The 23,753-nt window shown below is 44.1% G+C and carries 24 protein-coding genes; 22 read left to right on the top strand and 2 right to left on the bottom strand.

Annotated elements, in window-relative coordinates; genetic code table 11:
• Positions 1 to 275: 275 nt before the first annotated feature.
• The 7 genes from hinT (at position 276) to FKN93_RS05605 (ending at position 5,598) form a co-directional block, all read left to right on the top strand.
• Entirely contained in the window at positions 276 to 626 is a 351-nt protein-coding gene (hinT, locus tag FKN93_RS05635; RefSeq protein WP_004395614.1) for a purine nucleoside phosphoramidase, read from the top strand.
• Positions 626 to 2,047 (top strand): hypothetical protein, encoded by a 1,422-nt coding sequence (locus tag FKN93_RS05630; protein ID WP_249374154.1) that lies wholly within the window; start codon positions 626 to 628, stop codon positions 2,045 to 2,047. The genes hinT and FKN93_RS05630 overlap by 1 nt, the downstream gene beginning before the upstream one ends.
• Positions 2,047 to 2,436, top strand: coding sequence for a YcfL family protein (locus FKN93_RS05625; RefSeq protein WP_040904485.1), 390 nt, complete (start codon positions 2,047 to 2,049; stop codon positions 2,434 to 2,436). The genes FKN93_RS05630 and FKN93_RS05625 overlap by 1 nt, the downstream gene beginning before the upstream one ends.
• Positions 2,437 to 2,462: 26 nt before the next feature.
• On the top strand, positions 2,463 to 3,053 hold the full coding sequence (gene lpoB, locus FKN93_RS05620) for a penicillin-binding protein activator LpoB (RefSeq protein ID WP_040904483.1): 591 nt from the start codon (positions 2,463 to 2,465) through the stop codon (positions 3,051 to 3,053).
• Between the two features lie 22 nt (positions 3,054 to 3,075).
• Positions 3,076 to 3,945 carry a phosphotransferase gene (locus tag FKN93_RS05615; RefSeq protein ID WP_158138167.1) on the top strand — a complete coding sequence of 290 codons (870 nt, stop codon included), beginning with the start codon at positions 3,076 to 3,078 and terminating at the stop codon, positions 3,943 to 3,945.
• Between the two features lie 87 nt (positions 3,946 to 4,032).
• Positions 4,033 to 4,572, top strand: a complete 540-nt coding sequence (ycfP, locus tag FKN93_RS05610) for an alpha/beta hydrolase YcfP (RefSeq protein ID WP_040904480.1) — start codon at positions 4,033 to 4,035, stop codon at positions 4,570 to 4,572.
• Between the two features lie 270 nt (positions 4,573 to 4,842).
• Positions 4,843 to 5,598, top strand: coding sequence for a DUF481 domain-containing protein (locus FKN93_RS05605; protein WP_158138169.1), 756 nt, complete (start codon positions 4,843 to 4,845; stop codon positions 5,596 to 5,598).
• Between the two features lie 88 nt (positions 5,599 to 5,686).
• Here the strand turns inward: FKN93_RS05605 and rne are convergent, their stop codons facing one another.
• Positions 5,687 to 8,830, bottom strand: coding sequence for a ribonuclease E (gene rne / locus FKN93_RS05600; protein WP_199249803.1), 3,144 nt, complete (start codon positions 8,828 to 8,830; stop codon positions 5,687 to 5,689).
• A gap of 610 nt (positions 8,831 to 9,440) precedes the next feature.
• On the opposite strand from rne, the gene rluC reads away from it, so the two are divergent.
• Positions 9,441 to 10,388 (top strand): 23S rRNA pseudouridine(955/2504/2580) synthase RluC, encoded by a 948-nt coding sequence (rluC, locus tag FKN93_RS05595; RefSeq protein WP_040904874.1) that lies wholly within the window; start codon positions 9,441 to 9,443, stop codon positions 10,386 to 10,388.
• A gap of 61 nt (positions 10,389 to 10,449) precedes the next feature.
• Here rluC and FKN93_RS05590 read toward each other — a convergent pair whose 3' ends face one another.
• The gene (locus FKN93_RS05590) at positions 10,450 to 11,031 is read right to left on the bottom strand and encodes a nucleoside triphosphate pyrophosphatase (protein ID WP_158138171.1); all 582 of its coding nucleotides are present in this window, start codon (positions 11,029 to 11,031) and stop codon (positions 10,450 to 10,452) included.
• A 217-nt stretch (positions 11,032 to 11,248) separates the two neighbouring features.
• On the opposite strand from FKN93_RS05590, the gene yceD reads away from it, so the two are divergent.
• The 14 genes from yceD to ptsG all read left to right on the top strand — a co-directional run bounded on the left by yceD (position 11,249) and on the right by ptsG (position 23,661).
• The gene (yceD, locus tag FKN93_RS05585; protein ID WP_040904477.1) at positions 11,249 to 11,773 is read left to right on the top strand and encodes a 23S rRNA accumulation protein YceD; all 525 of its coding nucleotides are present in this window, start codon (positions 11,249 to 11,251) and stop codon (positions 11,771 to 11,773) included.
• A 31-nt stretch (positions 11,774 to 11,804) separates the two neighbouring features.
• Positions 11,805 to 11,975, top strand: a complete 171-nt coding sequence (gene rpmF, locus FKN93_RS05580; protein WP_004395602.1) for a 50S ribosomal protein L32 — start codon at positions 11,805 to 11,807, stop codon at positions 11,973 to 11,975.
• 11 nt (positions 11,976 to 11,986) lie between these two features.
• Positions 11,987 to 13,012 (top strand): phosphate acyltransferase PlsX, encoded by a 1,026-nt coding sequence (gene plsX / locus FKN93_RS05575; RefSeq protein WP_004395601.1) that lies wholly within the window; start codon positions 11,987 to 11,989, stop codon positions 13,010 to 13,012.
• A gap of 5 nt (positions 13,013 to 13,017) precedes the next feature.
• On the top strand, positions 13,018 to 13,968 hold the full coding sequence (locus FKN93_RS05570; RefSeq protein WP_004395600.1) for a beta-ketoacyl-ACP synthase III: 951 nt from the start codon (positions 13,018 to 13,020) through the stop codon (positions 13,966 to 13,968).
• A gap of 75 nt (positions 13,969 to 14,043) precedes the next feature.
• A complete protein-coding gene (gene fabD / locus FKN93_RS05565; RefSeq protein ID WP_170904658.1) occupies positions 14,044 to 14,967 on the top strand; it encodes an ACP S-malonyltransferase in 924 nt (307 codons plus the stop codon).
• Between the two features lie 26 nt (positions 14,968 to 14,993).
• A complete protein-coding gene (gene fabG, locus FKN93_RS05560) occupies positions 14,994 to 15,728 on the top strand; it encodes a 3-oxoacyl-ACP reductase FabG (RefSeq protein ID WP_040904873.1) in 735 nt (244 codons plus the stop codon).
• A 233-nt stretch (positions 15,729 to 15,961) separates the two neighbouring features.
• Complete coding sequence (gene acpP / locus FKN93_RS05555) at positions 15,962 to 16,198, top strand: acyl carrier protein (protein ID WP_000065130.1); 237 nt, start codon at positions 15,962 to 15,964, stop codon at positions 16,196 to 16,198.
• Between the two features lie 87 nt (positions 16,199 to 16,285).
• Entirely contained in the window at positions 16,286 to 17,530 is a 1,245-nt protein-coding gene (gene fabF, locus FKN93_RS05550; protein ID WP_161438383.1) for a beta-ketoacyl-ACP synthase II, read from the top strand.
• A 78-nt stretch (positions 17,531 to 17,608) separates the two neighbouring features.
• Positions 17,609 to 18,412: an aminodeoxychorismate lyase gene (gene pabC / locus FKN93_RS05545; RefSeq protein ID WP_170904657.1), complete on the top strand. Its 804-nt coding sequence runs from the start codon at positions 17,609 to 17,611 to the stop codon at positions 18,410 to 18,412.
• On the top strand, positions 18,409 to 19,428 hold the full coding sequence (gene mltG, locus FKN93_RS05540) for an endolytic transglycosylase MltG (RefSeq protein WP_161425403.1): 1,020 nt from the start codon (positions 18,409 to 18,411) through the stop codon (positions 19,426 to 19,428). Before pabC ends, mltG begins: the two co-directional genes overlap by 4 nt.
• Positions 19,425 to 20,060, top strand: coding sequence for a dTMP kinase (gene tmk / locus FKN93_RS05535; RefSeq protein WP_004395587.1), 636 nt, complete (start codon positions 19,425 to 19,427; stop codon positions 20,058 to 20,060). The genes mltG and tmk overlap by 4 nt, the downstream gene beginning before the upstream one ends.
• Before the next feature lie 2 nt (positions 20,061 to 20,062).
• A complete protein-coding gene (gene holB, locus FKN93_RS05530; protein WP_170904656.1) occupies positions 20,063 to 21,028 on the top strand; it encodes a DNA polymerase III subunit delta' in 966 nt (321 codons plus the stop codon).
• On the top strand, positions 21,019 to 21,786 hold the full coding sequence (locus FKN93_RS05525; protein ID WP_154168601.1) for a YchF/TatD family DNA exonuclease: 768 nt from the start codon (positions 21,019 to 21,021) through the stop codon (positions 21,784 to 21,786). Before holB ends, FKN93_RS05525 begins: the two co-directional genes overlap by 10 nt.
• A gap of 444 nt (positions 21,787 to 22,230) precedes the next feature.
• On the top strand, positions 22,231 to 23,661 hold the full coding sequence (gene ptsG / locus FKN93_RS05520; protein WP_004395584.1) for a PTS glucose transporter subunit IIBC: 1,431 nt from the start codon (positions 22,231 to 22,233) through the stop codon (positions 23,659 to 23,661).
• Positions 23,662 to 23,753 lie beyond the last annotated feature (92 nt).

Raw genomic sequence — 23,753 nt, 5'->3', positions numbered from 1 at the left:
CTTAGTATGATTGAACGTTGTCAATCGGGTGACCTTTCTCGTGTTTGACGTGCAACAATAAATGGCATGAATGGCAGTCATAAAAAATTAACAAATTAGTCAGTATTGTATTGATAATGACACACGCATTTCATGATCCGGGCCGCAAAACGTCGGTTGCGTAAGTAGTTGAAAGCCATTCTGTTAAGTGGGCCGTGTTTTGTATTGAGCTTTATCGTCCCTTGTCGCATACTCAACGGAAACGATTTTATTCATCTCGATTAATGGAGTATGTCATGGCTGAAGAAACCCTATTTAGCAAAATCATCCGTAAAGAAATCCCTGCTGATATTCTTTATCAAGACGAACTGGTTACCGCATTTCGCGATATTAATCCACGCGCACCAAGCCATATTTTAATTATCCCTAACCGATTGATTGCGACTGTGAATGATGTGACCGATGAGGATGAATTAGCCTTAGGACGTCTTTTTACCGTGGCTAAAAAAATAGCTAAGCAAGAAGGAATTGCAGCCGATGGCTATCGTCTGATCGTCAACTGTAATGCCCACGGTGGTCAAGAGGTTTACCATATTCACATGCATTTGGTTGGTGGCCGACCTTTAGGTCCGTTGTTGATGAGTTGATGCTGGTTTTGCGGGGGAGAAAACACCAAGTGAACGTTTATCTGCTGCGCAGCAGTTTGCTTTCGGTCTGCGTATTACTGAGCGCTTGTACTAGTTTTACCGCTGGTAACTTATTTAGCCATTACAGTGCGCAAAATGCTCGATTACATCAGACCGTAAAAGAGGGCGATTATGCTCAAGCTAGTGCAACGTTATCGGATTATGTCGCTGGTGATATTTTAGATAATCTCGAAAAAGGGCGGGTTTATTTACTTGCTGAGCAATTTGAACAGAGTCGTTCGGCATTCGCCTTATCTGATGCGGCTGTTCAACGTCAGCAAGATCAAGCCGTTATTTCATTAAGTGCGACAGCAAGCAGTGCTGGTGCATTGGCTATCAATGATAACTTGCAAGAATATACGCCTGCTGATTATGAGCTCGGTTTTTTACACCTTTATTTGGGCTTGAACTACCTGCATAGTAATCAATTAGAAAGTGCATTGGTTGAAATGCGTCGCGCGAATCAGGTACAAGAGCAAGCTCGTAAAAACCGTCAAGCGCAATTAGAAAAAGCACAGAAAGAGTTACGAGCAAGCGGTATTACTCCCAATATTGGCAGTATTTTAGCGCAATACCCGGATGCAGGAGAGACACTACAAGCAGTACAGAGTGGTTATCTGTTGTACGTGTCGGCGTTGTTGTATGAAGCCGCTGATGACCTAAACAGCGCTTATGTTGATTATCGGCGAGCATTAGCGGTGGTGCCATCCAATCGTGCCGTGATTGATGGTACGATGCGGGTCGCGAAGCGTTTAGGTATGAATGAGCATTTATCTCAACTGACGCAACGCTATGGTGAAAGAACAGCGCTGCATGCTCAGCAAGGTCAAGTGATTATTATTGAGGAGCAGGGGGTTGTTGATGCGAGACAGAATTGGCGTTTGACACTCCCTCTCTCGGATCGGCGGGGGAATACGGTATTATACTCTTTGGCGTTACCTTATTATCCAACAGCCGCACCGACGCGTTTTTCTCCACTATTCTTAAATCAACAAGTGTTACCAAGTGATTTACTGACCGATGTTAATTTGATGGCAAGGCATGACCTCTCCGAACGTATGCCGAGTATGGTGGTTCGTCAAGCTTTGCGGGTGGTTGCCAAAGATCAAATCCGTAAAGAGAGTACACAGGGTGATGGGGTGAGTAGCCTTTTGCTGAATGTGTTTAATACGTTAACCGAGCAACCGGACACTCGAAGTTGGATAACTTTGCCCGGTCGTGTTTATGTGGCGCATCATAGTGTAAAATCAGGTGAGCAAACTCTGACTTCTGATGGTCTAAGCTATACCTTTAATGTGCCAGAAGGCGGTACGACTTTGGTGTGGGTTTCTCGGCAAGGAAGTAAAGCCACCATCTGGCACCGACAACTAGGAAGGTTATGATGAAAACAATCATAGTAAGTGTATTGGCGCTCTTTTTTCTAACGGCTTGTGCCAGTAATACCGCCGGTATGCGAGTTGATGGTATGAGTCAACGGGTGTTATTTGCTGATAATGTGCTGGCGGGAAGAGTACAAATAGAAGAGATTAAAACCGTTCAAGCTCATGGTCATACTCGAGGCGTAGTACAAGTACTCAGTCGTTATCGCGGTGATCAACATCTTCAATATCGTTTTTATTGGTATGATGATAATGGGCTTGAAGTTAATCCACAGCCGGGAACTTGGCAGGCACTGATGTTACGTGGCGGTGAACAACGCACCATGTCAGAAGTGTCAGTTAATCCGCAAGGAACGCAGTTTCGATTACAAATCCGTGAGTTAAATAATTAATTGATCAGATGAATTGAGGAAACAACATGAGAAAGAGTGTAATTGCACTGCTTGGTGTCGCGGTTTTATTGGGCGGATGTTCGAACCGAGTCAGTTATGGTGATGCACAAGCGGTGGAAACAGTAACTGTCGACTTTGGTTCTACGGATTTACAAAAAATCGCGGCAGAGATGGTCGATAGCATGATGATGTCGGGCTCCGTAGCAGCGATCACTCGCGATGCACGTCCTATCGTCTTTGTGGAACGGATTAAGAATAAAACCAGTGAGCATATTGATACTGAATCGATCACTGACACTGTTAGTACCAAAATGCTCAATTCAGGTAAATTCCGGTTTGTCGATATGGATCGGGTTGAAGCGGTACGTAAGCAACTGAATTTCCAAAATACCGATGAGTTGGTTGACCAACGTTCCGCGATTCAATTTGGACAAATGGTCGGTGCGCAATACATGCTGTACGGTAACTTATCAAGCATTGTTAAAAGTGCCGGTAATGATAAAGATGTCTATTACAAAATGACCATGCGCTTAATGGACTTGAGAACGGGTTTGATTGAGTGGGCTGATGAAACAGAAATACGTAAACAGCAGTCTAGAAGCTTATTTGGTTGGTAAGTATACAGTAATGAGGTGAGTGATGGCGAAAATGTCGTGGCGTGAAGCATGTCGACTGGATACGACGTTAGCGTCATTAACTCACTTTTTTCCTTCTCCTCCAGAATATGCACAAACCCTAGTCGGTGGTCTAACCAATCGCTGTTGGCGGATTGAACACTCTGCTGATGAGCACTATGTGTGGCGGCCCGTTACCACAATCACTAAAGCGTTCGCTATTTCTCGTTTTCAAGAATATCAAATTCTAAAAGCGATAGAGCAAACACAGCTCGGACCTAAAGCCATCACCATTAATGATCAAGGATTATTGGTTGAATGGGTAGCGGGTAAAGCGTTGATGGAAGGCTTGCCCGGTGACTCATTAATTCCGTTGCTCGCCAAGATCCATCAAACCTCGGTAACTCGTCTACCCGTAGCCCCTTTTAATTACACCGCACGTGTCGATCACTATTGGTTGCAGCTATCCGATAAATTGAAGAGTGCCGAGTATGAAGCCCTCTATCATCAATGGCGATCAGCACCGAGTTGCTCGTCAATACCTGCGAGTTTGTGTCATTTCGATTTTGCTGGTTACAACATTATTCAAACCCATATAGGCTACCGAGTGATCGATTGGGAGTACGCCACTCTTGCTGATCCTCGTTTGGATCTTGCTTTGATGATTGAAGCGACTGAGCTGCCATTATTGGAATCTGTATTTCGTTATTGCCACTATCGTCAGATCGATCAGGTTGATGAATGGATTGCTGGTGTAAAAATGTGGCAACCTCGCTGCCAATTGATGGCGATGTTGTGGTATTTACTCGCATTTCAGCTTTGGGGCGATGACTCTTATTTGCAGCAAGCGGTTAAATTACAACAAACGTTAGCGGTTTTTTCTCAGCAAGCTTGAGTTGAAGTCATGAATAATGCAGTAGATAACATTTTAATCCCTAGCTTTCGTGGTAGATTAAACATTCAAAGCAGTGGGGGGAAGCGTATGATTATTTATTTACATGGATTTGATTCAACCAGTCCGGGCAATCACGAGAAAATTTTACAACTGCAATTTATTGATGATGATGTGCACTTTATCAGCTATAGCACACAACATCCTAAGCATGATATGCAGCATTTATTGAAAGAAGTGCATCGCGCGATTGAACGTTCAGATGATCCCCATCCACTGATTTGCGGTGTTGGATTAGGCGGATATTGGGCTGAGCGAATAGGTTTTCTGTGTGGTATTAAGCAAGTAATGTTTAACCCCAACTTGCACCCAGAACGCAATATGCAAGGCAAAATTGACAGGCCAGAAGAGTATGAAGATATTGCCACGAAATGTGTTGAGCAGTATCGCATGAAAAATAAAGGCCGCTGCCTAGTTTTCTTATCACGACAGGATGCAGTTTTAGATAACCAGCAAACGGAACAGCAGTTACAAGCCTATTATTCGATTGTATGGGATGAAGAGCAACCACACAAATTCAAAAAAATCTCTCAGCATTTACAGGCTATCAAAGCGTTCAAAAACGCTTAATGATTCTCGATGAACCTTGATTTCAGCAGCCAGTTATATGGCTGCTTTTTTATGTAATCAATTTTGATGGTGATCTGAAATTATCCTTCATACGCTCAAGAGATAGCGATAGAGCAGCGTATTTACCATCAAGAGAATGACGCATGTAAAACAATAATGATCTATGTTAAGTCGATGAATATAGAAAGATTTTAACATAATTCTTACTTAGGTATTCAATAGGTTTGTTAGAGTGACCGTTTATTTCGATTAATGAACGGATAAACGCTGATGATGAAACACACGATTCCATTTTCATTGAGTACACTCTGGATCGGATTATTGACTTCTAGTTTTGCTGTAGCAGACGTTACCGATACAAAAAGCCCATGGAGTGGTGATGCTAAGCTTGGGTTTATTTATTCTAAAAATAGTGCATCAACACTGTCGGTAAACTCAGGTGCGCTGGTTAAATATCAACAGGGGCAATGGCGACAGCAGTTAGCATTAGCGACCTTTTATTCCTATAAATCTGACAGTAATGATGATGGTACGAACAAGTATCGTCTTATTTACGATATTAAACATGATGTTAGCCGGCACTTGTTCGTATTTGGTAATAGTAAGTATGAGCATGATCAGTATGCGACCTATCGTCATCAAGCTTTAGCAGTTGGAGGACTTGGGGCGACATTACTGGATACAGAAACCACTAAAGTGGATCTAGGTTTAGGTCCAGGTTTTCGTCATTCGGTACGTCAGCCTTCTTCGACGGTGCAGGGTTCACGTAGTGATAATGAATGGATTGCGAATGCATTTGTACAAGCGCAAAGTGCGATTAGCCAAAATTTAGCGATTGGTGCGTCAGCGCGAGTCGATTATGGTGATAGCAATACAACGACGAGCATAAAAGGCTCATTATCCAATAAATTGGCTGAACGTTTAGCTTTGGTTTTTGATACGGAGTACATCAATAACAGCACGGTTGCTAAAGGAAAGAGCCGCGATGAAATTTATAGTACGCTTAGTTTAAGTTATGCTTTTTAGTTTGTCACAGAGATTGATTGACGAGTGGTTAGTTAACGAATAAAAAAGGCGTCCTTAATAAGGACGCCTTTTTAATCGGTATAACGAGTTAGAAAGACTGAGGTTTAGTCATGCCTGCCGCTGCTTGTGTACGTGCAGCTTGGCTACCAGCACCTTGAGGCTGATAACGTTGGTCACGGACTGGAGCTGCCACGACATTGATCTCTTTTAAGTCTGCTGAACCCGGGGCTTTTGCCATTGGAGCAAACGCATAACCTTGTTTGCGAGCATGATTGGTTAACGTAGGGGCGTTAATGACAATCGGTGCTTCTTCAGGTAATAAGTCATCGGTTTCAACAATCACAGGTTCAATATCCGTATCGCTGATCACCAATGGCTCTTGTAGATCTTCAACGGTCTCATTTTGTGTCTCTGATTGTGGAGCACACTGTTCTATGCTCTCAACAGAGGTCTCTATTGACTCGCTAGCGACGATAATCTGCACTTCTGCATCAGGCGTTGCTTCACTTGTTATAGGCTGCTCAACAACGCTTTGCTGACTATCGACGGTCGTGACTAGCGCATCTTGTGATACAACGTCTGTTTCAGTACGACGAATGATCACTTTACCCATGGCCATTTCTGGGAAAGCAAATCCACCGAGCACGACAGTTGGTGTCACTGGCGAAGCCTCAGTATTGAGATCAACAGACGGTTGATGGGTCGTTACCTCTGTTGGCGTTGCTACTGCTTGATGCTGTTGTCCATGTGGTTTAGCAAGGTCATAACGCGGCATGACTTTACCCATTGCCATTTCAGGCGATGCCACTCCTCCTTTACGTAGGCGGAAAGGATTTGGACGGCGATCACGACCACGACGGCGACGTTGTCCACTGGCACGTAAGTGGCGAGGTGAACGGCGATTACGGCGTTGTTTCTGTTCGTCTTGATCTTGAGCATCAGCATGACTGGTTTGCTCTTGGTCGACTGGGCTTTCAATAGCTGCTAATGGTGTGGTGTCAACCAGTGTTGGTATTGCTTGTTCCGCATCAGGCGATAACACTATCGGCTCATCAACGACAGGATTTGAAGTTTGTTGATCCTTAACGCGAATCGACTTCTCCAACTTACGACGTTGACGGCGTTCTTTCACAACCGCTGGTTTTACTTCTTGAATGTCTGGCGTGATGGCTTTGTCGGCACGAGGGGATGGAACGGCCTCTTTTTGTGCTTCTTCAGCCAGTTGACGACCTTGCTCTTGAAGTTTGAGCGATTGGTTGTTGTCTCGTTGTGGTTTATTACGACGAGGCTGCTCAGGACGCTCTTGGGCAGGTTTGCGATCTTGTTGTTTACGTGGTGCAGGCGTTGCTGATTCTTTGTCTGCCTTTTCAACCACGTCATCCGCTTTGCGTTTATTGTGCTTATCACGCGGATTACGGCGACGTTCATTACGCTCACGACGAGGTTGTGCGGGTTTCGTTTCTATTTGAGCGGGCACAACGGGTTCTTTCACTTCTTCAGACGTTGAGCTGAATAGCGTTGATAGTGCTTTAAAGAAACGGCTGACCAGTGTCGGCTGCTTTTCTGTTACTGGTTCTGCTGGCGCTGTTTCTACTTGAACCCTCGGTGTCGGTGCATTTTGGGCTGGAGAAGCAAAACCTTTCAGTACTGGCTCTTCAATACGCTTAGGTTTAATTTCAGCGTCAGTCAGTTCTTTCCCTTCGGCTTCTCTCATTGCTTCCAGTTTATTTGGGATCAAGTAAGAGAGAATCTCTTGCTCTTCGCCTTCACGAATACGTAGCACTTCAAAATGTGGCGTTTCCATATCCGAGTTAGGGACAATGGTGATTTTCACTTCTTGATTACGTTCAATATGGTTAATCGAGCGGCGCTTTTCATTCAGCAAATAAGACGCGATTGAAACAGGTACCACGGCAAGAACTTGAACCGTATTGTCTTTTAGTGCTTCTTCTTCGATAAGGCGCAGTACAGATAATGCCAGTGATTCATTGTCACGAATAACTCCAGTGCCTGAGCAGCGAGGACAAATGTGATGACTGGCTTCTGCTAGAGAAGGACTTAAACGTTGACGAGACATTTCCAACAAACCAAAGCGAGAGATACGCCCGATTTGTACGCGAGCGCGATCTAAACGCACGGCTTCACGTAAACGGTTTTCAACTTCACGTTGATGGCGAACTGGTGTCATATCGATAAAGTCGATCACCACTAGGCCGCCTAAGTCGCGAAGACGCAATTGACGGGCAATTTCATCCGCAGCTTCTAAGTTGGTATTTAAGGCAGTCTCTTCGATATCACTGCCTTTGGTTGCACGAGCCGAGTTGATATCGATCGACGTTAAGGCTTCGGTTGGGTCAATAACAATCGAGCCACCAGAAGGCAGGCGAACTTCACGTTGGAAGGCCGATTCAATTTGGCTTTCAATCTGGAAGTGACTGAATAGCGGAACCTCACCGTCGTATTTCTTTACGCGACTGGCAAAGTCTGGGCGAATAAGACGGATATGCTCAAGCGCTCGTTCGTAAATGGTATTGCTATCAATGAGGATTTCGCCAATATCACGACGTAAATAGTCACGGATCGCACGAACAATGACGTTACTCTCTTGGTGAATGAGAAAAGGCGCTGGGTTGGACTCAGAGGCTTGCTTAATGGCACTCCAATGATTGAGGAGAACATTCAGATCCCACTCCAGTTCTTCAGCACTTTTTCCGACTCCCGCAGTACGGACGATAAGTCCCATACCTTGTGGTAAGACCAAGGTGCTTAATGCTGTTTTTAGATCGGTACGCTCATCGCCTTCGATACGGCGAGAAATTCCGCCAGCACGAGGGTTGTTGGGCATAAGAACTAAATAACTTCCGGCTAATGAAATAAAGGTGGTTAAGGCTGCGCCTTTACTGCCACGCTCTTCTTTCTCAACTTGAACAATTACTTCTTGGCCTTCACGCAGCACTTCTTTAATGCTTGGACGACCTTGGTAAGTGTAACCTTCAGGAAAATAATCGCGGGAAATTTCTTTAAGAGGGAGGAAACCGTGTCTTTCTGCACCATAGTCAACGAATGCAGCTTCGAGACTAGGTTCAATACGAGTGATACGGCCTTTGTAGATATTGGCTTTTTTGGATTCATGTCCAGGACTTTCAATATCTAAATCAAACAGTCGCTGGCCATCAACCAAAGCGACACGCAACTCTTCTTTTTGAGTTGCGTTAATTAACATTCTTTTCATTTAAAATCTCGTTATCTTTTCTTTGTTTTGATTATTATTCTTGTTGTTGTATTTCGTTTTCACGGTGCCAGATCCCATGGCTTATTGATTACAGCCTCCCGGCTGGAGGGGATGCTCTGAGGGCACTTCAGTTATCACAAGCATACGTTTGCTTGTGAACCGCGCGGTGGCGGTAGGTACTCAACATGAAAAGGCGAGGAGTAGAACAACAAGAAAACCGCTATCAATCGTGTCTTACGCCATATGCTGCACATCAATAGTCAGAGAACTACTCACATTTTTGCAAGGAATAAAAGGCTAAACAACATGCCAAACCTTTCATACTTTGCAGCTGTGAACTATAGCAGTGACTGCTAAACTCAGCAATCGGCATTGTAAGAAACTCCTTATTTTTTTAACGGTCTGTACAAAAAGATCACAGTTCGCGAGGTCTACGTCACGAAAAACGTCAATAACTTTGTGATTCTTTGATTCACTGTCATAGGTGTTTCAAGGTGTAACGAAGATTTGCTGTTATTTTCGCCAGTTTGAAGTGGCATTTATCGTAAACGTAGTTTTTTCCTGTGAAGAAAAAGGTGATTTTCCGCCAATTAAGGTTAAAATGGCGGTTATGAGCGAAATTAAAACCCAAGTCCAGTTCGTCGATATCGATGAAGATATGGCTGGTCAACGCATTGATAATTTTTTGCGTAACCAATTAAAAAATATTCCTAAGAGCGTGGTTTATCGAATCTTGCGCAAAGGAGAAGTGCGAGTTAATAAAAAACGCGTTAAGGCTGAGTATAAACTGGCCGCAGGCGATAGCATCCGTATTCCTCCGGTGACGATGGAGGTCAATGACTCAGAACCGGCCGCACCCAGTATCAAGCTTAATCGCGTTGCTGAACTAGAAGCGTGTATCGTCTATGAAGACGATCATCTTTTGATTCTCAATAAACCTTCTGGAACGGCAGTACATGGTGGTAGTGGTTTAAAATTTGGCGCAATTGAAGCTTTGCGGGCATTGCGTCCACAGGCACGTTTTTTAGAACTCGTCCATCGTATTGACCGAGACACGTCTGGTATTCTATTGGTCGCTAAGAAGCGCTCGGCCTTACGTCATTTACAAGCGCAATTTCGTGAGAAAACGGTACAAAAATACTATTTTGCATTGGTGATGGGGCGTTGGCCTGCGAATGTTAAAGTGGTCAATGCACCATTATTAAAAAATGAGATTAATAGTATTGTTCGGGTAAACCCTAATGGTAAACCATCAGAAACTCGTTTTAGAGTGCTCGAACAGTTTGCCCAGGCAACTTTGCTTCAAGCAAGCCCGATTACAGGGCGAACGCACCAGATACGTGTACACACTCAATATACGGGTCATCCCATCGCTTGGGATGACCGATATGGTGATCGCCGATTTGACGCCTACGTGAGTCAATTTTCCATTAATCGACTGTTTTTACATGCTGCCAATATTCAATTTATGCATCCCGCAACAGGAGACAAAATGGATATCAGTGCACCATTGGACGCGTCCTTAGAACGTGCATTAGGACAAATGCGCCAAGCTTGATGGTTCTTTGAGGATGAATCTCGCCTCGGTGTGTATTGTCGTGGTGAGATTCGTTCGATGATTAAATCACTCTAATCTGTTCATTTTCTAAGAGTTTAATTAGCTTAATCAGTGGCAAACCGATTAATGAATTGGGATCATCCCCCTCCAAACGTTCAAAGAGAGCAATGCCCAGTCCTTCGCTTTTAAAGCTCCCAGCGCAGTAGAAAGGCTGCTCTTTATCGACATATCGAGCCACCATATCTGGTGTCAGCGAACGAAAGTGTACTTTAAAAGTATCGATAGTGACTTGCGTTTGTTCGGTTTGAGTATTGTGTAGCGCGAGACCAGTGTAAAAAGTGATGGTTTGACCACTTTGTTGCAGTAACTGATGAATCGCTGTCTCTCGGTTGTATGGTTTTCCAATGATTTGACCATTGATAACACATACTTGATCTGAACCAATCACTAGACTTGGTGATGATAGCTGGCAAGAGCGCGCTTTGTTGGTCGCTAAGCGCATCACCAGCTGTTCTGGTGTCTCGTCAGTCAACGGTGTCTCATCACAATCAGGGCTAGCGGTAACAAAAGGAATAGCCAGTTTTTCTAGTAATTGTTGTCGATAAGGTGAGGTTGAAGCCAAAACTAGTTGGTAATTTTGCATTTTGATTTACAATTGTCTTCAGTGTATGAGTAGCATACCGGAAACTGGCAGATCGTCTCAAGTAAAGTGAGCGATATGGTACACCTTACGACGGATTAATCCTGTATTTATCATACGATAGTAACGTGCTTCTTAAGCCAAGAGCGAAATAAGGCATAGCAACTTTTTTGCCTTTTTCTTTGACTAAAACAATTTTGGAAGATAATATTCGCGCCCTATGCAAAAGGTAAAAATACCGCGAACGATTGACCCGGCAAAAGCCGCTCAAAAACGATTGGATTATGATGGTATCATTCAAGCCAGTCTTTTAAAGCGCTTAGAAGAGTCAGTTGATGGCGTAAAACGCGACGCACAAGTCTCATTGTCATTTGGGATGGATGAACAGCAACTGGTTGTTATCTCTGGTAAAGCTAACATCGAAGTTGATTTAGAGTGTCAGCGCTGTAATCAAGCATTTGCACATGAATGCACCATTGAGTTTACTTATACTCCTTACTACAGTGAGCAAAGTGAGCAAGATGCACCGGATGAGTACGATTTGGTAGATCCTAACGAGTACGGTGAGATTGATTTGATTCAGTTAGTTGAAGACGAGTTCATTCTTGGTTTACCCCAAGTAGCGATGCACGATGAAGCGGATTGTAGCGTTAACTCAGACAATTTGGTGTTTGGTGAGATCCCCGACGAAGTGTTGGATGATAAGCCGAATCCATTCGATGTTTTAAAAAGTTTGAAGAAGTAAATCTTCAATCCATAACACAGGAGTAGGGTCAATGGCCGTACAAAAGAGCAAGAAATCACGTTCAATGCGTGGTATGCGTCGTTCACATGATGCGCTAACTTCAGCTGCACTATCTGTAGATGCAACTTCAGGTGAAACTCACCTACGTCACAATGTAACCGCTGAAGGCTACTACCGTGGCAAAAAGGTTATCAACAAGTAAGGTTGTGACCTTTGCAAAATCTAACCGTTGCACTTGATGCAATGGGCGGGGATTTCGGTCCTCGCGTTACAGTGCCTGCCGCCGTGCAGGCACTGTCGCATTTCCCAGAGCTAAAAGTGATATTAGTGGGTGATCATAGCGCGATCACTCAGCAATTATCTTTACTAGGTTACCAACCCGATCCTCGTTTGAGTATTGTGCACAGTGATCGAGTGATCGCTAACTCAGAAAAACCCTCACTAGCATTACGCCATAGCCATGACAGTTCAATGGGTTTGGCTATCGATCTGGTCGCTCAACAACAGGCGGATGCTTGTGTCAGTGCTGGTAACACCGGCGCGCTGATGGCACTCTCACGTTTTCGTTTAAAGCTTCTCCCTGGGATTGAGCGTCCGGCATTAGTAACCGCTTTACCCACGATATCGGGTGGTAAAACGTGGTTATTGGATCTTGGTGCGAATGTCTCTAGTGATGCTGATTCCCTGTTTCAATTTGCAGTGATGGGATCGGCATTGGCTGAGCAACATTTACAACGTTCCCCCCGCGTGGCGATTTTAAATATTGGCGCGGAAGAGATAAAAGGTAATGATCTGGTTAAGCGTTGTGCACAGCTGCTAAAGCAAACTCAAGCGGTGAATTTTATTGGCTATATTGAAGGGAATCAGTTATTGATGGATGCCGCCGACGTTGTGGTGTGTGATGGATTTGTCGGTAATGTTTGTTTAAAAACCTGTGAAGGGACTGCACAACTCTTTATTGATAAGTTAAAAAATCTCTTTTTAGCCTCATCCATAAAGGGTTGGATTGCACGAAAAGTGTTTTCTGAACTGTTTTATGAATTAAAAACCTTGAACCCCGACCAGTATAACGGCGCAAGTTTGCTAGGATTACGCGGCATAGTCATTAAAAGTCATGGAAGTGCCGATGTATCCGCAGTCGTCAATGCGATAGGTGAAGCGGTTCATGAAGTGAAACGACAAGTCCCCAGCCGCATAAGCGATCGTTTGGAAGCGGTTTTACTCGAGAGGCATTATTAGTCTTCATGTATAGCAAAATTTTAGGTACTGGCAGCTACTTGCCATCTCAAGTGCGTACTAACGCAGATTTAGAGAAAATGGTAGATACCAATGATGAGTGGATTGTGACCCGGACGGGGATTCGTGAGCGTCGAATTGCCGCTGATAACGAAACCGTCGCCGATATGGCATTTTATGCTGCTGAAAAAGCCATCGAAATGGCGCAAATTGATAAGAATGAGATTGATCTGATTATTGTTGCCACGACGAGCGGCAGTCATACTTTTCCCTCTTCTGCTTGTCAGGTTCAAGCTAAGCTCGGGATCAAAGGTTGTCCAGCTTTTGATTTGGCTGCAGCATGCTCTGGTTTTGTGTATGCATTGTCGGTTGCTGATCAACACATTAAATCAGGCATGTGTAAAAAAGTACTGGTGATTGGTGCGGATGCATTATCGAAAACGTGCGATCCAACCGACCGCTCAACCATTATTTTATTTGGTGATGCGGCAGGAGCGGTGGTGGTTGGTGCTAGTCAAGAGCCCGGTATCTTATCGACTCATATCTATGCCGATGGTGAGTTTGGTGAGTTACTCAGTCTTGAAGTGCCTGAGCGTGGCGGTAATGTTGATAAGTGGCTGCATATGGCCGGTAACGAAGTGTTTAAAGTCGCCGTGACTCAATTATCAAAATTAGTCAAAGATACTTTAGCGGCGAATAATTTGCATAAGTCGCAATTAGATTGGCTGGTGCCGCATCAAGCCAATTATCGAATTATTTCTGCTACTGCAAAGAAACTTTCTATGTCATTAGATCAAGTTGTGATGACGTTAGATCGCCATGGTAATACTTCAGCTGCAACGGTACCAACCGCATTAGATGAAGCGGTGCGCGATGGACGCATTCAACGTGGCCAGTTATTGCTGTTAGAAGCGTTTGGTGGTGGTTTTACTTGGGGCTCTGCCTTGGTTAAATTCTGATTGCTCCCCAATCACTTATTTGACGTTGAAGAGTCGCTTGACTCTTTATCCATTTTATTAGGTTAAGGAAAGAACATGAGCAAGTTTGCTATTGTATTCCCAGGCCAAGGTTCACAAGCAATCGGTATGCTTGCGGAGCTTGGTGAACAGTATGGTGTTGTAAAACAGACGTTTAGCCAAGCTTCTGAAGTATTAGGTTATGACTTATGGGCATTAGTTCAACAAGGCCCAGCAGAAGATCTTAACCAAACTCATCGTACGCAACCCGCTATCCTTGCTGCATCGGTTGCTATTTGGCGTGTGTGGCAGTCATTGAACTTGCCTCAACCTGAAGTCTTAGCAGGACACAGTTTAGGTGAATACTCTGCGTTAGTATGCTCGGGGGTGATTGATTTTCAGCAGGCGATCAGCTTAGTTGAATTACGTGGTCGATTAATGCAAGAGGCTGTACCTGCTGGCACGGGAGCAATGTATGCGATCATTGGTCTTGATGATGAGGCGATTGCCAACGCGTGCCAACAAGCCGCTCAAGGTCAAATTGTTTCTCCGGTAAACTTTAACTCCCCAGGTCAGGTCGTGATTGCTGGGCAGAAAGAGGCCGTTGAGCGTGCTGGTGTACTGTGCAAAGAAGCGGGTGCCAAGCGAGCATTACCCTTGCCAGTGTCAGTGCCATCGCATTGTGCATTAATGAAACCCGCCGCAGAAAAATTAGCCATTGCGCTCGCTGGACTTCAGTTTAATAGCCCTTCAATTCCGGTCATTAATAACGTTGATGTGCTGGCTGAAACGGATCCTGCAAAAATTAAAGATGCCCTTGTGCGTCAGCTTTATAATCCGGTACGTTGGACAGAAGCGGTACAAAGCATGAGTGACCAAGGGATTGAAAAACTTATTGAAGTTGGTCCAGGTAAAGTGTTAACTGGATTAACCAAACGCATAGTGAAAACACTGGATGCGGTAGCCGTAAACGATAGCGCTTCATTCGAAGCTGTGCAATAAAGTAGGAATCAAACATGAATGAATTCATGAGCCTTGAAGGTAAAGTCGCTCTAGTCACGGGAGCAAGTCGTGGGATTGGTCGTTCAATCGCAGAAGTGCTTGTCGCACGCGGTGCAACCGTGATTGGAACAGCAACCAGCGATAGTGGCGCAGATGCAATCAGTACTTATCTAGGCGAGAAGGGTAAAGGGTTTGCTTTGAATGTGACTGACCCTGCATCGATCGAATCGGTACTCAAAGCGATCAATGAACAGTTTGGCAGCATCGACATTTTAGTGAATAATGCCGGTATCACACGTGATAACCTATTGATGCGTATGAAAGACGAAGAGTGGATGGATATCTTAGATACCAACTTAACGTCGATTTTCCGCTTATCGAAAGCGGTATTACGTGGCATGATGAAAAAACGCCATGGTCGAATCATTAATGTCGGTTCGGTTGTTGGTACCATGGGTAATGCTGGACAAACTAACTATGCAGCGGCAAAAGCGGGCGTAATTGGCTTTACCAAGTCGATGGCACGCGAAGTTGCATCCCGTGGTGTGACTGTGAACACAGTTGCACCAGGTTTTATCGCCACAGATATGACAAAAGCGCTGAATGATGAGCAACGTGCTGCTACACTAGCGCAAGTTCCAGCGGGTCGTCTGGGTGAACCTCATGAAATTGCTTCTGCAGTGGCTTTTTTAGCGTCCAATGAAGCAGCTTACATTACGGGTGAGACTCTGCACGTCAACGGCGGAATGTACATGGTTTAATGCCAAGTGTTTGGAGAAGTTAAGCGACAGTTGTCAATAAATGCTGACTTTTCTTAACAGTTGGTTTTTAGGTGCGCAACATTTGTGCATGATTTATGTCAAAAATGGTGTGAATTTCGGTTAAAATCGGTAAATTTGTGGTTTGACCAGCAAGGTCCCCCTTGCAACTTTCACTAGTTCGAATAAACTACGGAATCATCGCATTAGGCGAAATCTGTAAAGGAAAAGAAAACATGAGCAACATTGAAGAACGCGTAAAGAAAATCATCGTTGAACAGCTAGGTGTAGACGAAGCAGAAGTAAAAAATGAATCTTCTTTCGTTGAAGATCTAGGTGCAGATTCTCTAGACACTGTTGAATTAGTTATGGCTCTTGAAGAGGAATTTGATACTGAGATTCCTGATGAAGAAGCAGAGAAAATCACTACTGTTCAAGCTGCGATTGATTACGTGACCAGCAACGCTCAGTAATGTTCTCCCCAGGCGGCCCTCTGGCCGCCTGAGTTTTTTAGTCATCTATCCCTCTCATAGAATGTTTCTATCCCGGAGAATATGATCGTGTCCAAGCGTCGTGTCGTTGTCACTGGCATGGGTATGTTGTCACCAGTAGGCAACACTGTAGAATCTTCTTGGAAAGCCCTGCTAGCTGGTCAAAGTGGTATTGTTAATATTGAGCACTTTGATACTACAAATTTCTCAACTCGTTTCGCAGGTCTAGTCAAAGACTTTAATTGCGAAGAGTATATGTCTAAAAAAGAAGCCAGAAAAATGGATCTTTTTATCCAATATGGCATTGCTGCGGGTATTCAAGCTCTAGACGATTCCGGTCTGCAAATTACGCAAGCTAATGCGCCACGTGTTGGTGTCGCCATTGGTTCGGGAATTGGTGGTCTTGAGTTAATTGAATCTGGCCATCAGGCATTAATCGAAAAAGGTCCACGTAAGGTTAGCCCATTTTTCGTTCCCTCAACCATTGTTAACATGGTTGCAGGTAACCTTTCTATTATGCGTGGTTTACGTGGTCCAAATCTTGCAATTTCAACCGCTTGTACCACTGGCTTGCACAATATTGGTCATGCCGCACGGATGATTGCTTACGGTGATGCCGATGCCATGGTTGCGGGTGGTGCAGAAAAAGCCTCCACACCTTTAGGTATGGCTGGTTTTGGTGCTGCGAAAGCGTTATCCACTCGCAATGATGAACCACAAAAAGCTTCACGCCCTTGGGATAAAGATCGTGATGGTTTTGTATTGGGCGATGGTGCTGGTGTGATTGTGCTTGAAGAGTATGAACACGCTAAAGCTCGTGGTGCTAAAATTTATGCTGAGTTGGTCGGTTTTGGTATGTCAGGTGATGCTTATCACATGACTTCACCAAGTGAAGACGGTTCTGGTGGCGCTCTAGCGATGGAAGCCGCGATGCGTGATGCTGGAGTCACAGGAACTCAAATTGGTTATGTTAATGCTCACGGAACGTCAACTCCGGCCGGTGATGTCGCGGAAGTAAAAGGCATCAAACGAGCATTAGGTGAAGAAGGCGCTAAACAAGTATTAGTCTCTTCAACCAAATCAATGACGGGTCACTTGCTCGGTGCAGCAGGTTCTGTTGAAGCGATCATTACCATCATGTCGTTGGTTGACCAAATTGTTCCACCAACCATTAACCTTGATAACCCAGAAGAAGGGTTAGAGATAGACTTAGTGCCCCATACGGCGCGTAAAGTATCAGGTATGGATTATGCGATATGTAACTCGTTTGGCTTCGGTGGTACCAACGGTTCACTGATTTTTAAACGCGTATAATTAATCTATCTGATTGAGTTTGAGTTTAAACGGCTTGGTGCTTTGCATTAGGCCGTTTATTTTTTCAGGGAGTCAAGCATGATTGGGCAAAATGGATTCAACGAGCCCCTAATTACCGCCAGTGATCGTTCTTTCCAATATGGCGATGGCTGCTTTAGTACTCTATTGATTAAACAAGGTAAAATTCAGCTCTGGGATTATCATCAAGAGCGAATGGAGGCTTGCTTACAGCGCTTGGCGATTCCATCTCCTGATTGGTTGAAAATAGAACTTGCGTTGAATCAAGCGGCGATAGGTAAGCCACTGGCGGGAATGAAACTGCATATTAGCCGTGGCGAAGGAGGACGAGGTTATAGTCCAAGCCAACAACATTCATCAAGAATTACATTGAGTCACTTTGATTTTCCAGCTCATTATCATCAATGGCAACGTCAAGGGATCAGATTAGGCGTCTGTAAGCAGCGCATGGGACTCAACCCATTGCTGGCGGGACATAAACATAATAACCGCTTAGAGCAAATTTTACTGCGTGGTGAAATGGATCGTGCAGGGTATGACGATGGCGTTTGTTTGGATCTTAATCATCATATCGTTGAAACAACGATGGCAAATTTGTTCTGGGTGAAAAATGGCACCTTATATACGCCGAGTCTTGATAATGCTGGTGTTGCTGGTGTCGCGCGGCGGATGATTTTACAATCGGCAACATCATTCGGGTTGACCGTGGAAATTGGTCAGTTTCCAATGGAGCATTTAATTGCTGCTGATGAGGTTTTTATTTCTAATGCCATCATTGAAGTCGCGCCTGTCATCGGTATTGCGCATCATTTGTATACCATCGGCCGTTATGTACGAGATTTTCAGGAGAGTTTTAATTCGTGATTAAAAAATTACTGGCCTTAATTTTAGTCATCATTGTTTTTGCTACTGCAAGCTACTTTTATGCAGTTAAAAAGACCAATGATTACCTCGCGCAGCCGTTATTGATCACTGAACCGCAGTTGATCACTATTCATGGTGGGACGAGTTTAAACAGAGCGTTGGCGTTAATGACCGATCAAGCTTGGTTAGTTGATGATCCTTTGGCCTCGAAGTTATTACGTCGTTTCTACCCTGAATTAACGCCGATTAGAGCGGGAACGTATCAATTACAGCCCGGGTTATCGCTACAAGATAGTTTAGCGTTATTGGTTTCTGGGCGAGAATTTCAGTTTTCGATCACCTTTATTGAAGGAAGCCGTTTTTCTGAATGGCGTGCTAGCTTAGCGCAAAATCCTAACTTACAACAAACGCTGACTGAGCATTCAGAGGCAGACATCGCCCAATTATTAGGCATCGATAATGCAAAATTAGAAGGCTTATTTTTGGCGGAAACCTACCATTTTACTAAAGGGGAGAAGGATATTGATATCCTTCGTCGAGCGCATCGTAAGCTCAATCGTCTGCTTGAGCATGAATGGGAGCATCGTCAGCCTGATTTGCCATTGAAAACTCCTTACGAAGCCCTTATTTTGGCGTCAATTATTGAAAAAGAAACGGCGATCGATACGGAGCGGGAGCGAGTCTCTTCGGTGTTTATTAATCGATTAAACAAGCGAATGCGTTTACAAACGGACCCTACGGTTATTTATGGAATGGGTGATCGTTATCAAGGGCGGATTCGCCGTGCTGATTTGCGTGAAGCGACAGAATATAATACTTACGTGATCAATGGACTCCCTCCGACGCCGATCGCGATGGCTGGCCCCGCTTCGATTAAGGCCGCTTTAAATCCGGAACAGAGTGATTACCTTTATTTTGTGGCCAGTGGTCATGGTGATCACGTGTTTTCAAAAACATTAGCAGAACATAATCGCGCGGTTCGCGCCTATTTACAAGTGATCAGAAGTCGACAATGAACGCAAAATTTATCGTAGTAGAAGGGCTAGAAGGCGCAGGAAAAAGCACGGCTATTCAGGTTGTGATCGATACGTTACAAGCTTTTGGTATTGAGTCAATTACCCAGACTCGTGAGCCCGGTGGCACGGTATTGGCTGAAAAAATGCGTGCTTTAGTCAAAGAAGATCACCCTGGTGAAGTTTTACAAGATGTGACGGAAGTGCTGCTAATGTACGCCGCACGGGTACAACTTGTGGAAAACGTCATTAAACCTGCATTGGCGGCAGGATGCTGGGTCGTGGGCGATCGCCATGACATGTCTTCGCAAGCTTATCAAGGCGGCGGACGGCAGATTAGCCCTGCGACGATGCAGCAGCTTAAGCAGTTAGCGTTAGGGGCGTTTAGCCCAGATTTTACTTTATACTTAGATATCGATCCGCGAGTCGGATTAGAGCGAGCTCGTGGGCGAGGGGAGTTGGATCGTATTGAGAGAATGGACTTGAGTTTTTTTGAACGTACACGACAGCGTTATCTAGAACTGGCTAAGGACAATCCATCAGTCACGATTATTAACGCGCAGCAAACCTTACAAGCGGTGACACAAGATATTCAGCAAGCGTTATTAAACTGGTTAAATCAACATAAAGGTTAATGATGAACGCAGTATATCCTTGGTTAAGCGAGGCATGGGAGCGTTGGAAACAACAGCTTGAGCATCAGCGCTTTGCTTCAGCAACCTTAATCAATGCCCCACACGGAGTAGGCGCAGAGCAGTTGATTGAGAAATTCTCGCAGGCATTAATGTGTACTACACAGCGTAGTGAGCCCTGTGGATTTTGTCATGGCTGTGAGTTAATGCTATCGGCCACGCATCCGGATTATCATCTTGTTCGTCCTGAAAAAGAGGGCAAGTCGATTACGGTTGAGCAAATTCGTATAGCGAATCGATTAGCACAAGAGTCTTCACAGCTCTCAGGCTTTCGGTTGATCGTGATTGAGCCTGCCGAAGCAATGAATGAATCAGCAGCGAATGCTTTACTGAAAACGCTTGAAGAGCCCGCAGAAAAATGTGTTTTCATTTTACTGACTCATCAAGTGAGCCGTTTACTGGCGACAATCGTCAGTCGTTGCCAACAAATTATTATTCCAGAACCGCAGCCACAAGCCGTTATGCCGTGGTTAACCGAACAGTGTCAACAATCGATTCCTGCTTTTGCTGCTCATATTCATGGTAATGCTCCATTACTGACTCGAGCGTTTATTTTACAAGGTGAACTCCAAAATTATTTGGCGATTGAGCAGCAATTTGTTCAGGCATTACAAGGCGACATTTCGGCATTATTAAATTGTGCGAAAACGATCAGTGGCCAGCCTCTCAGTGGACTACGTTGGCTTTGGTATCTCTTGACTGACGCCCAAAAAACCGCTTTTGGGGTATGGCAGCCTTACTTTACTCCGCAAAGTCAGTGGCTTGCTCAAGCTCGTTCTTTGTCTTTATTACAACAACAAACGGATTTATTGGCGCAGTTGATCAATCAATTACAGGGATTTAGTGGGTTAAATAGTGAACTTTTAATTGCTGATTGGTTATTTAAATTTAATGAGGAAACATGTTTGTAGATTCACATTGTCATCTTGATAAACTGAACTATCAAGATTTACACCAAGATATCAGCGATGTTCTTGCTAAAGCCGAACGGGCTAAAGTGACACAATTACTTTCTGTGGGTGTGACGTTAGACTCATTTCCCAATATGTTAGCGATGATTACTCCCTTCGATAATATTCATGCTTCTTGTGGTGTCCATCCTCTCGACGTGCAAAGTGATTTTGATCTAGAGCGTTTTCACACTTATGCCCGTCACCCTAAAGTGGTTGCGATTGGTGAAACTGGGCTCGATTATCACTATCAGCCAGAAATGGCGGAATTACAACAACAGCGTTTTATTCAGCATATTGATACTGCCGTTGAACTCAATAAGCCATTGATTATTCATACTCGTCAAGCGCGAGAAGATACTTTAGCTATACTCAAAGCACATCACGCAGAGCGTTGTGGCGGGGTTATACACTGTTTTACTGAAGATTGGGCTTTTGCGCAGGCGGCAATGGATTTAGGCTTCTATATTTCGATCTCTGGGATCGTTACGTTTCGCCAAGCAACAGAGCTCAAAGCCGTGGTAAAGGCACTACCATTAGATAGGTTGTTGATTGAAACCGATTCGCCTTATTTAGCGCCAGTACCTCATCGAGGTAAAGAGAATCAGCCGGCTTATGTGGTTGAGGTTGCGGCGTATATTGCTCAACTTAAAGGGCTTTCTTTGGGCGAAGTTGCAGAAAAAACCAGCAAAAACTTCCAAGATCTTTTTTTGCGATGAAAATCAAATTTTATAGGTGTAAGACGCCTGGAATGGCTGTTTTACGTGCTTTACTTCAAATTATCATCAAGAATTAGCCTTGTTTACTTAATATGTTGAATATTTAGTCTAAACTAATCAATTGGTAATTTTGTTACTAAAAATAACAACCTCATCAATTTAATTTACCAAGTAAAATTAATTGATGGAAAATTATTATTAATATAAACAATAGGATAGAATGCTTCTGTTGCCTTGTCGACAAGTGATGGCTGTGTGATCTGTCTATTACTTTGAAACTAAATTTCTTTACGAACTGGAAAGTTTGAGGGGCATCAAGATATATTTAGAGGCGGAAAATATAATACATTTGTGGTTACATTTTCATTGGGTGCTAACATTTAGGCTACGGGGGTGTGCCGTTGGAACCCGAAAAATTCTAATAACTTAATCAGGAGCATAAACATGTTAAAGAACGCTTTTGCTAACCTGCAAAAAGTAGGTAAAGCACTGATGCTTCCAGTATCAGTCTTACCTGTTGCAGGTATTTTGCTTGGTGTTGGGGCGGCAAACTTTAGTTGGCTGCCAGAAGTCGTATCCCATTTAATGGAACAAGCTGGTGGCTCGGTATTTGGTCAAATGGCACTCTTGTTTGCCGTTGGTGTCGCCCTAGGCTTTACCAATAACGATGGTGTATCAGGACTTTCTGCTATTGTCGGCTATGGCATCATGGTTGCGACCTTGAACGTTATGGCAGAGGTAATGGGTGTTGATGGCATCGAAACAGGCGTACTTGGCGGTATTCTTGCGGGTGGTGTTGCAGCGTGGTCGTTCAATCGTTTCTATAAAATTCAGCTACCAGAATATCTCGGATTCTTTGCGGGTAAACGTGCGGTACCTATTATTACCGGTTTCTTGTCGATTGCTCTAGGTATTCTCTTATCGGTAATTTGGCCTCCGATTGGTGGCGTTATTGCTTCTTTCTCTGATTGGGCTGCGCATCAAAACCCAGTCACTGCATTTGGTATTTACGGTATTGTTGAGCGTGCACTGATTCCATTTGGTTTACACCATATCTGGAACGTACCTTTCTTCTACGAAGCAGGTTCTTGTGTGACTAACTCCGGTCAACCAGCAACAGGTATTATGACTTGTTTCTTGACTGCGAATGATGTGACTCGCGAAGCGGGTAATGGTTTTGGTCAGTTAGCCGGTGGTTACCTATTTAAAATGTTTGGTCTTCCTGCAGCGGCTTTTGCGATTGCGCATTGTGCTAAACCTGAGAACCGTGCAAAAATCATGGGTATCATGGCTTCTGCGGCATTAACTTCTTTCCTAACCGGTATTACTGAGCCAATTGAATTCTCTTTCCTATTCATTGCTCCTGTACTTTACGCGGTTCACGCGGTACTTGCTGGCTTGGCGTATGTCTTAACCAACTCGCTAGGCATTGTTCATGGCCACACGTTCTCTAACGGCTTTATTGACTTTGTTGTTCAATCTCCTCGTGCAGAAAACATGTTGCTACTGGTAGGCTTAGGTATTGCTTATGCTGTGCTTTACTATGTGGTATTTACGTTTGTTATTCGTACTTTGAATCTGAAAACACCGGGCCGTGAAGATGAATCCGCTGATGCGAATACTTCAACAGGGTCAGAGTTAGCAGGTGAATTAGTAGCGGCATTTGGTGGTAAAGAAAATATCACTAACTTAGATGCTTGTATTACTCGCCTACGCGTATCGGTTGCAGAGACAGAGTTGGTTGATCAAGCGAAACTAAAACAACTCGGTGCTGCTGGCGTTGTTGTGGTGTCTGGTGGTGTACAAGCTATTTTTGGTACTAAATCAGATAACTTAAAAACAGAAATGGATGAGTGGATTCGCAACCACGGTTAATTCTCATTCTTTCTTCCCCTATAAATAAGGAGACTTCGGTCTCCTTTTTATCGGTTTGCTGAAAGTGCTCATTATCAATGATGTTTTAACCT

The sequence above is a fragment of the Vibrio sp. A8-1 genome (genome assembly GCF_013048685.1).
GTDB lineage: Bacteria > Pseudomonadota > Gammaproteobacteria > Enterobacterales > Vibrionaceae > Vibrio > Vibrio metschnikovii.
Note: the sequence above shows the minus strand (reverse complement) of the source record. Positions and strands in the feature narration are given on the sequence as shown.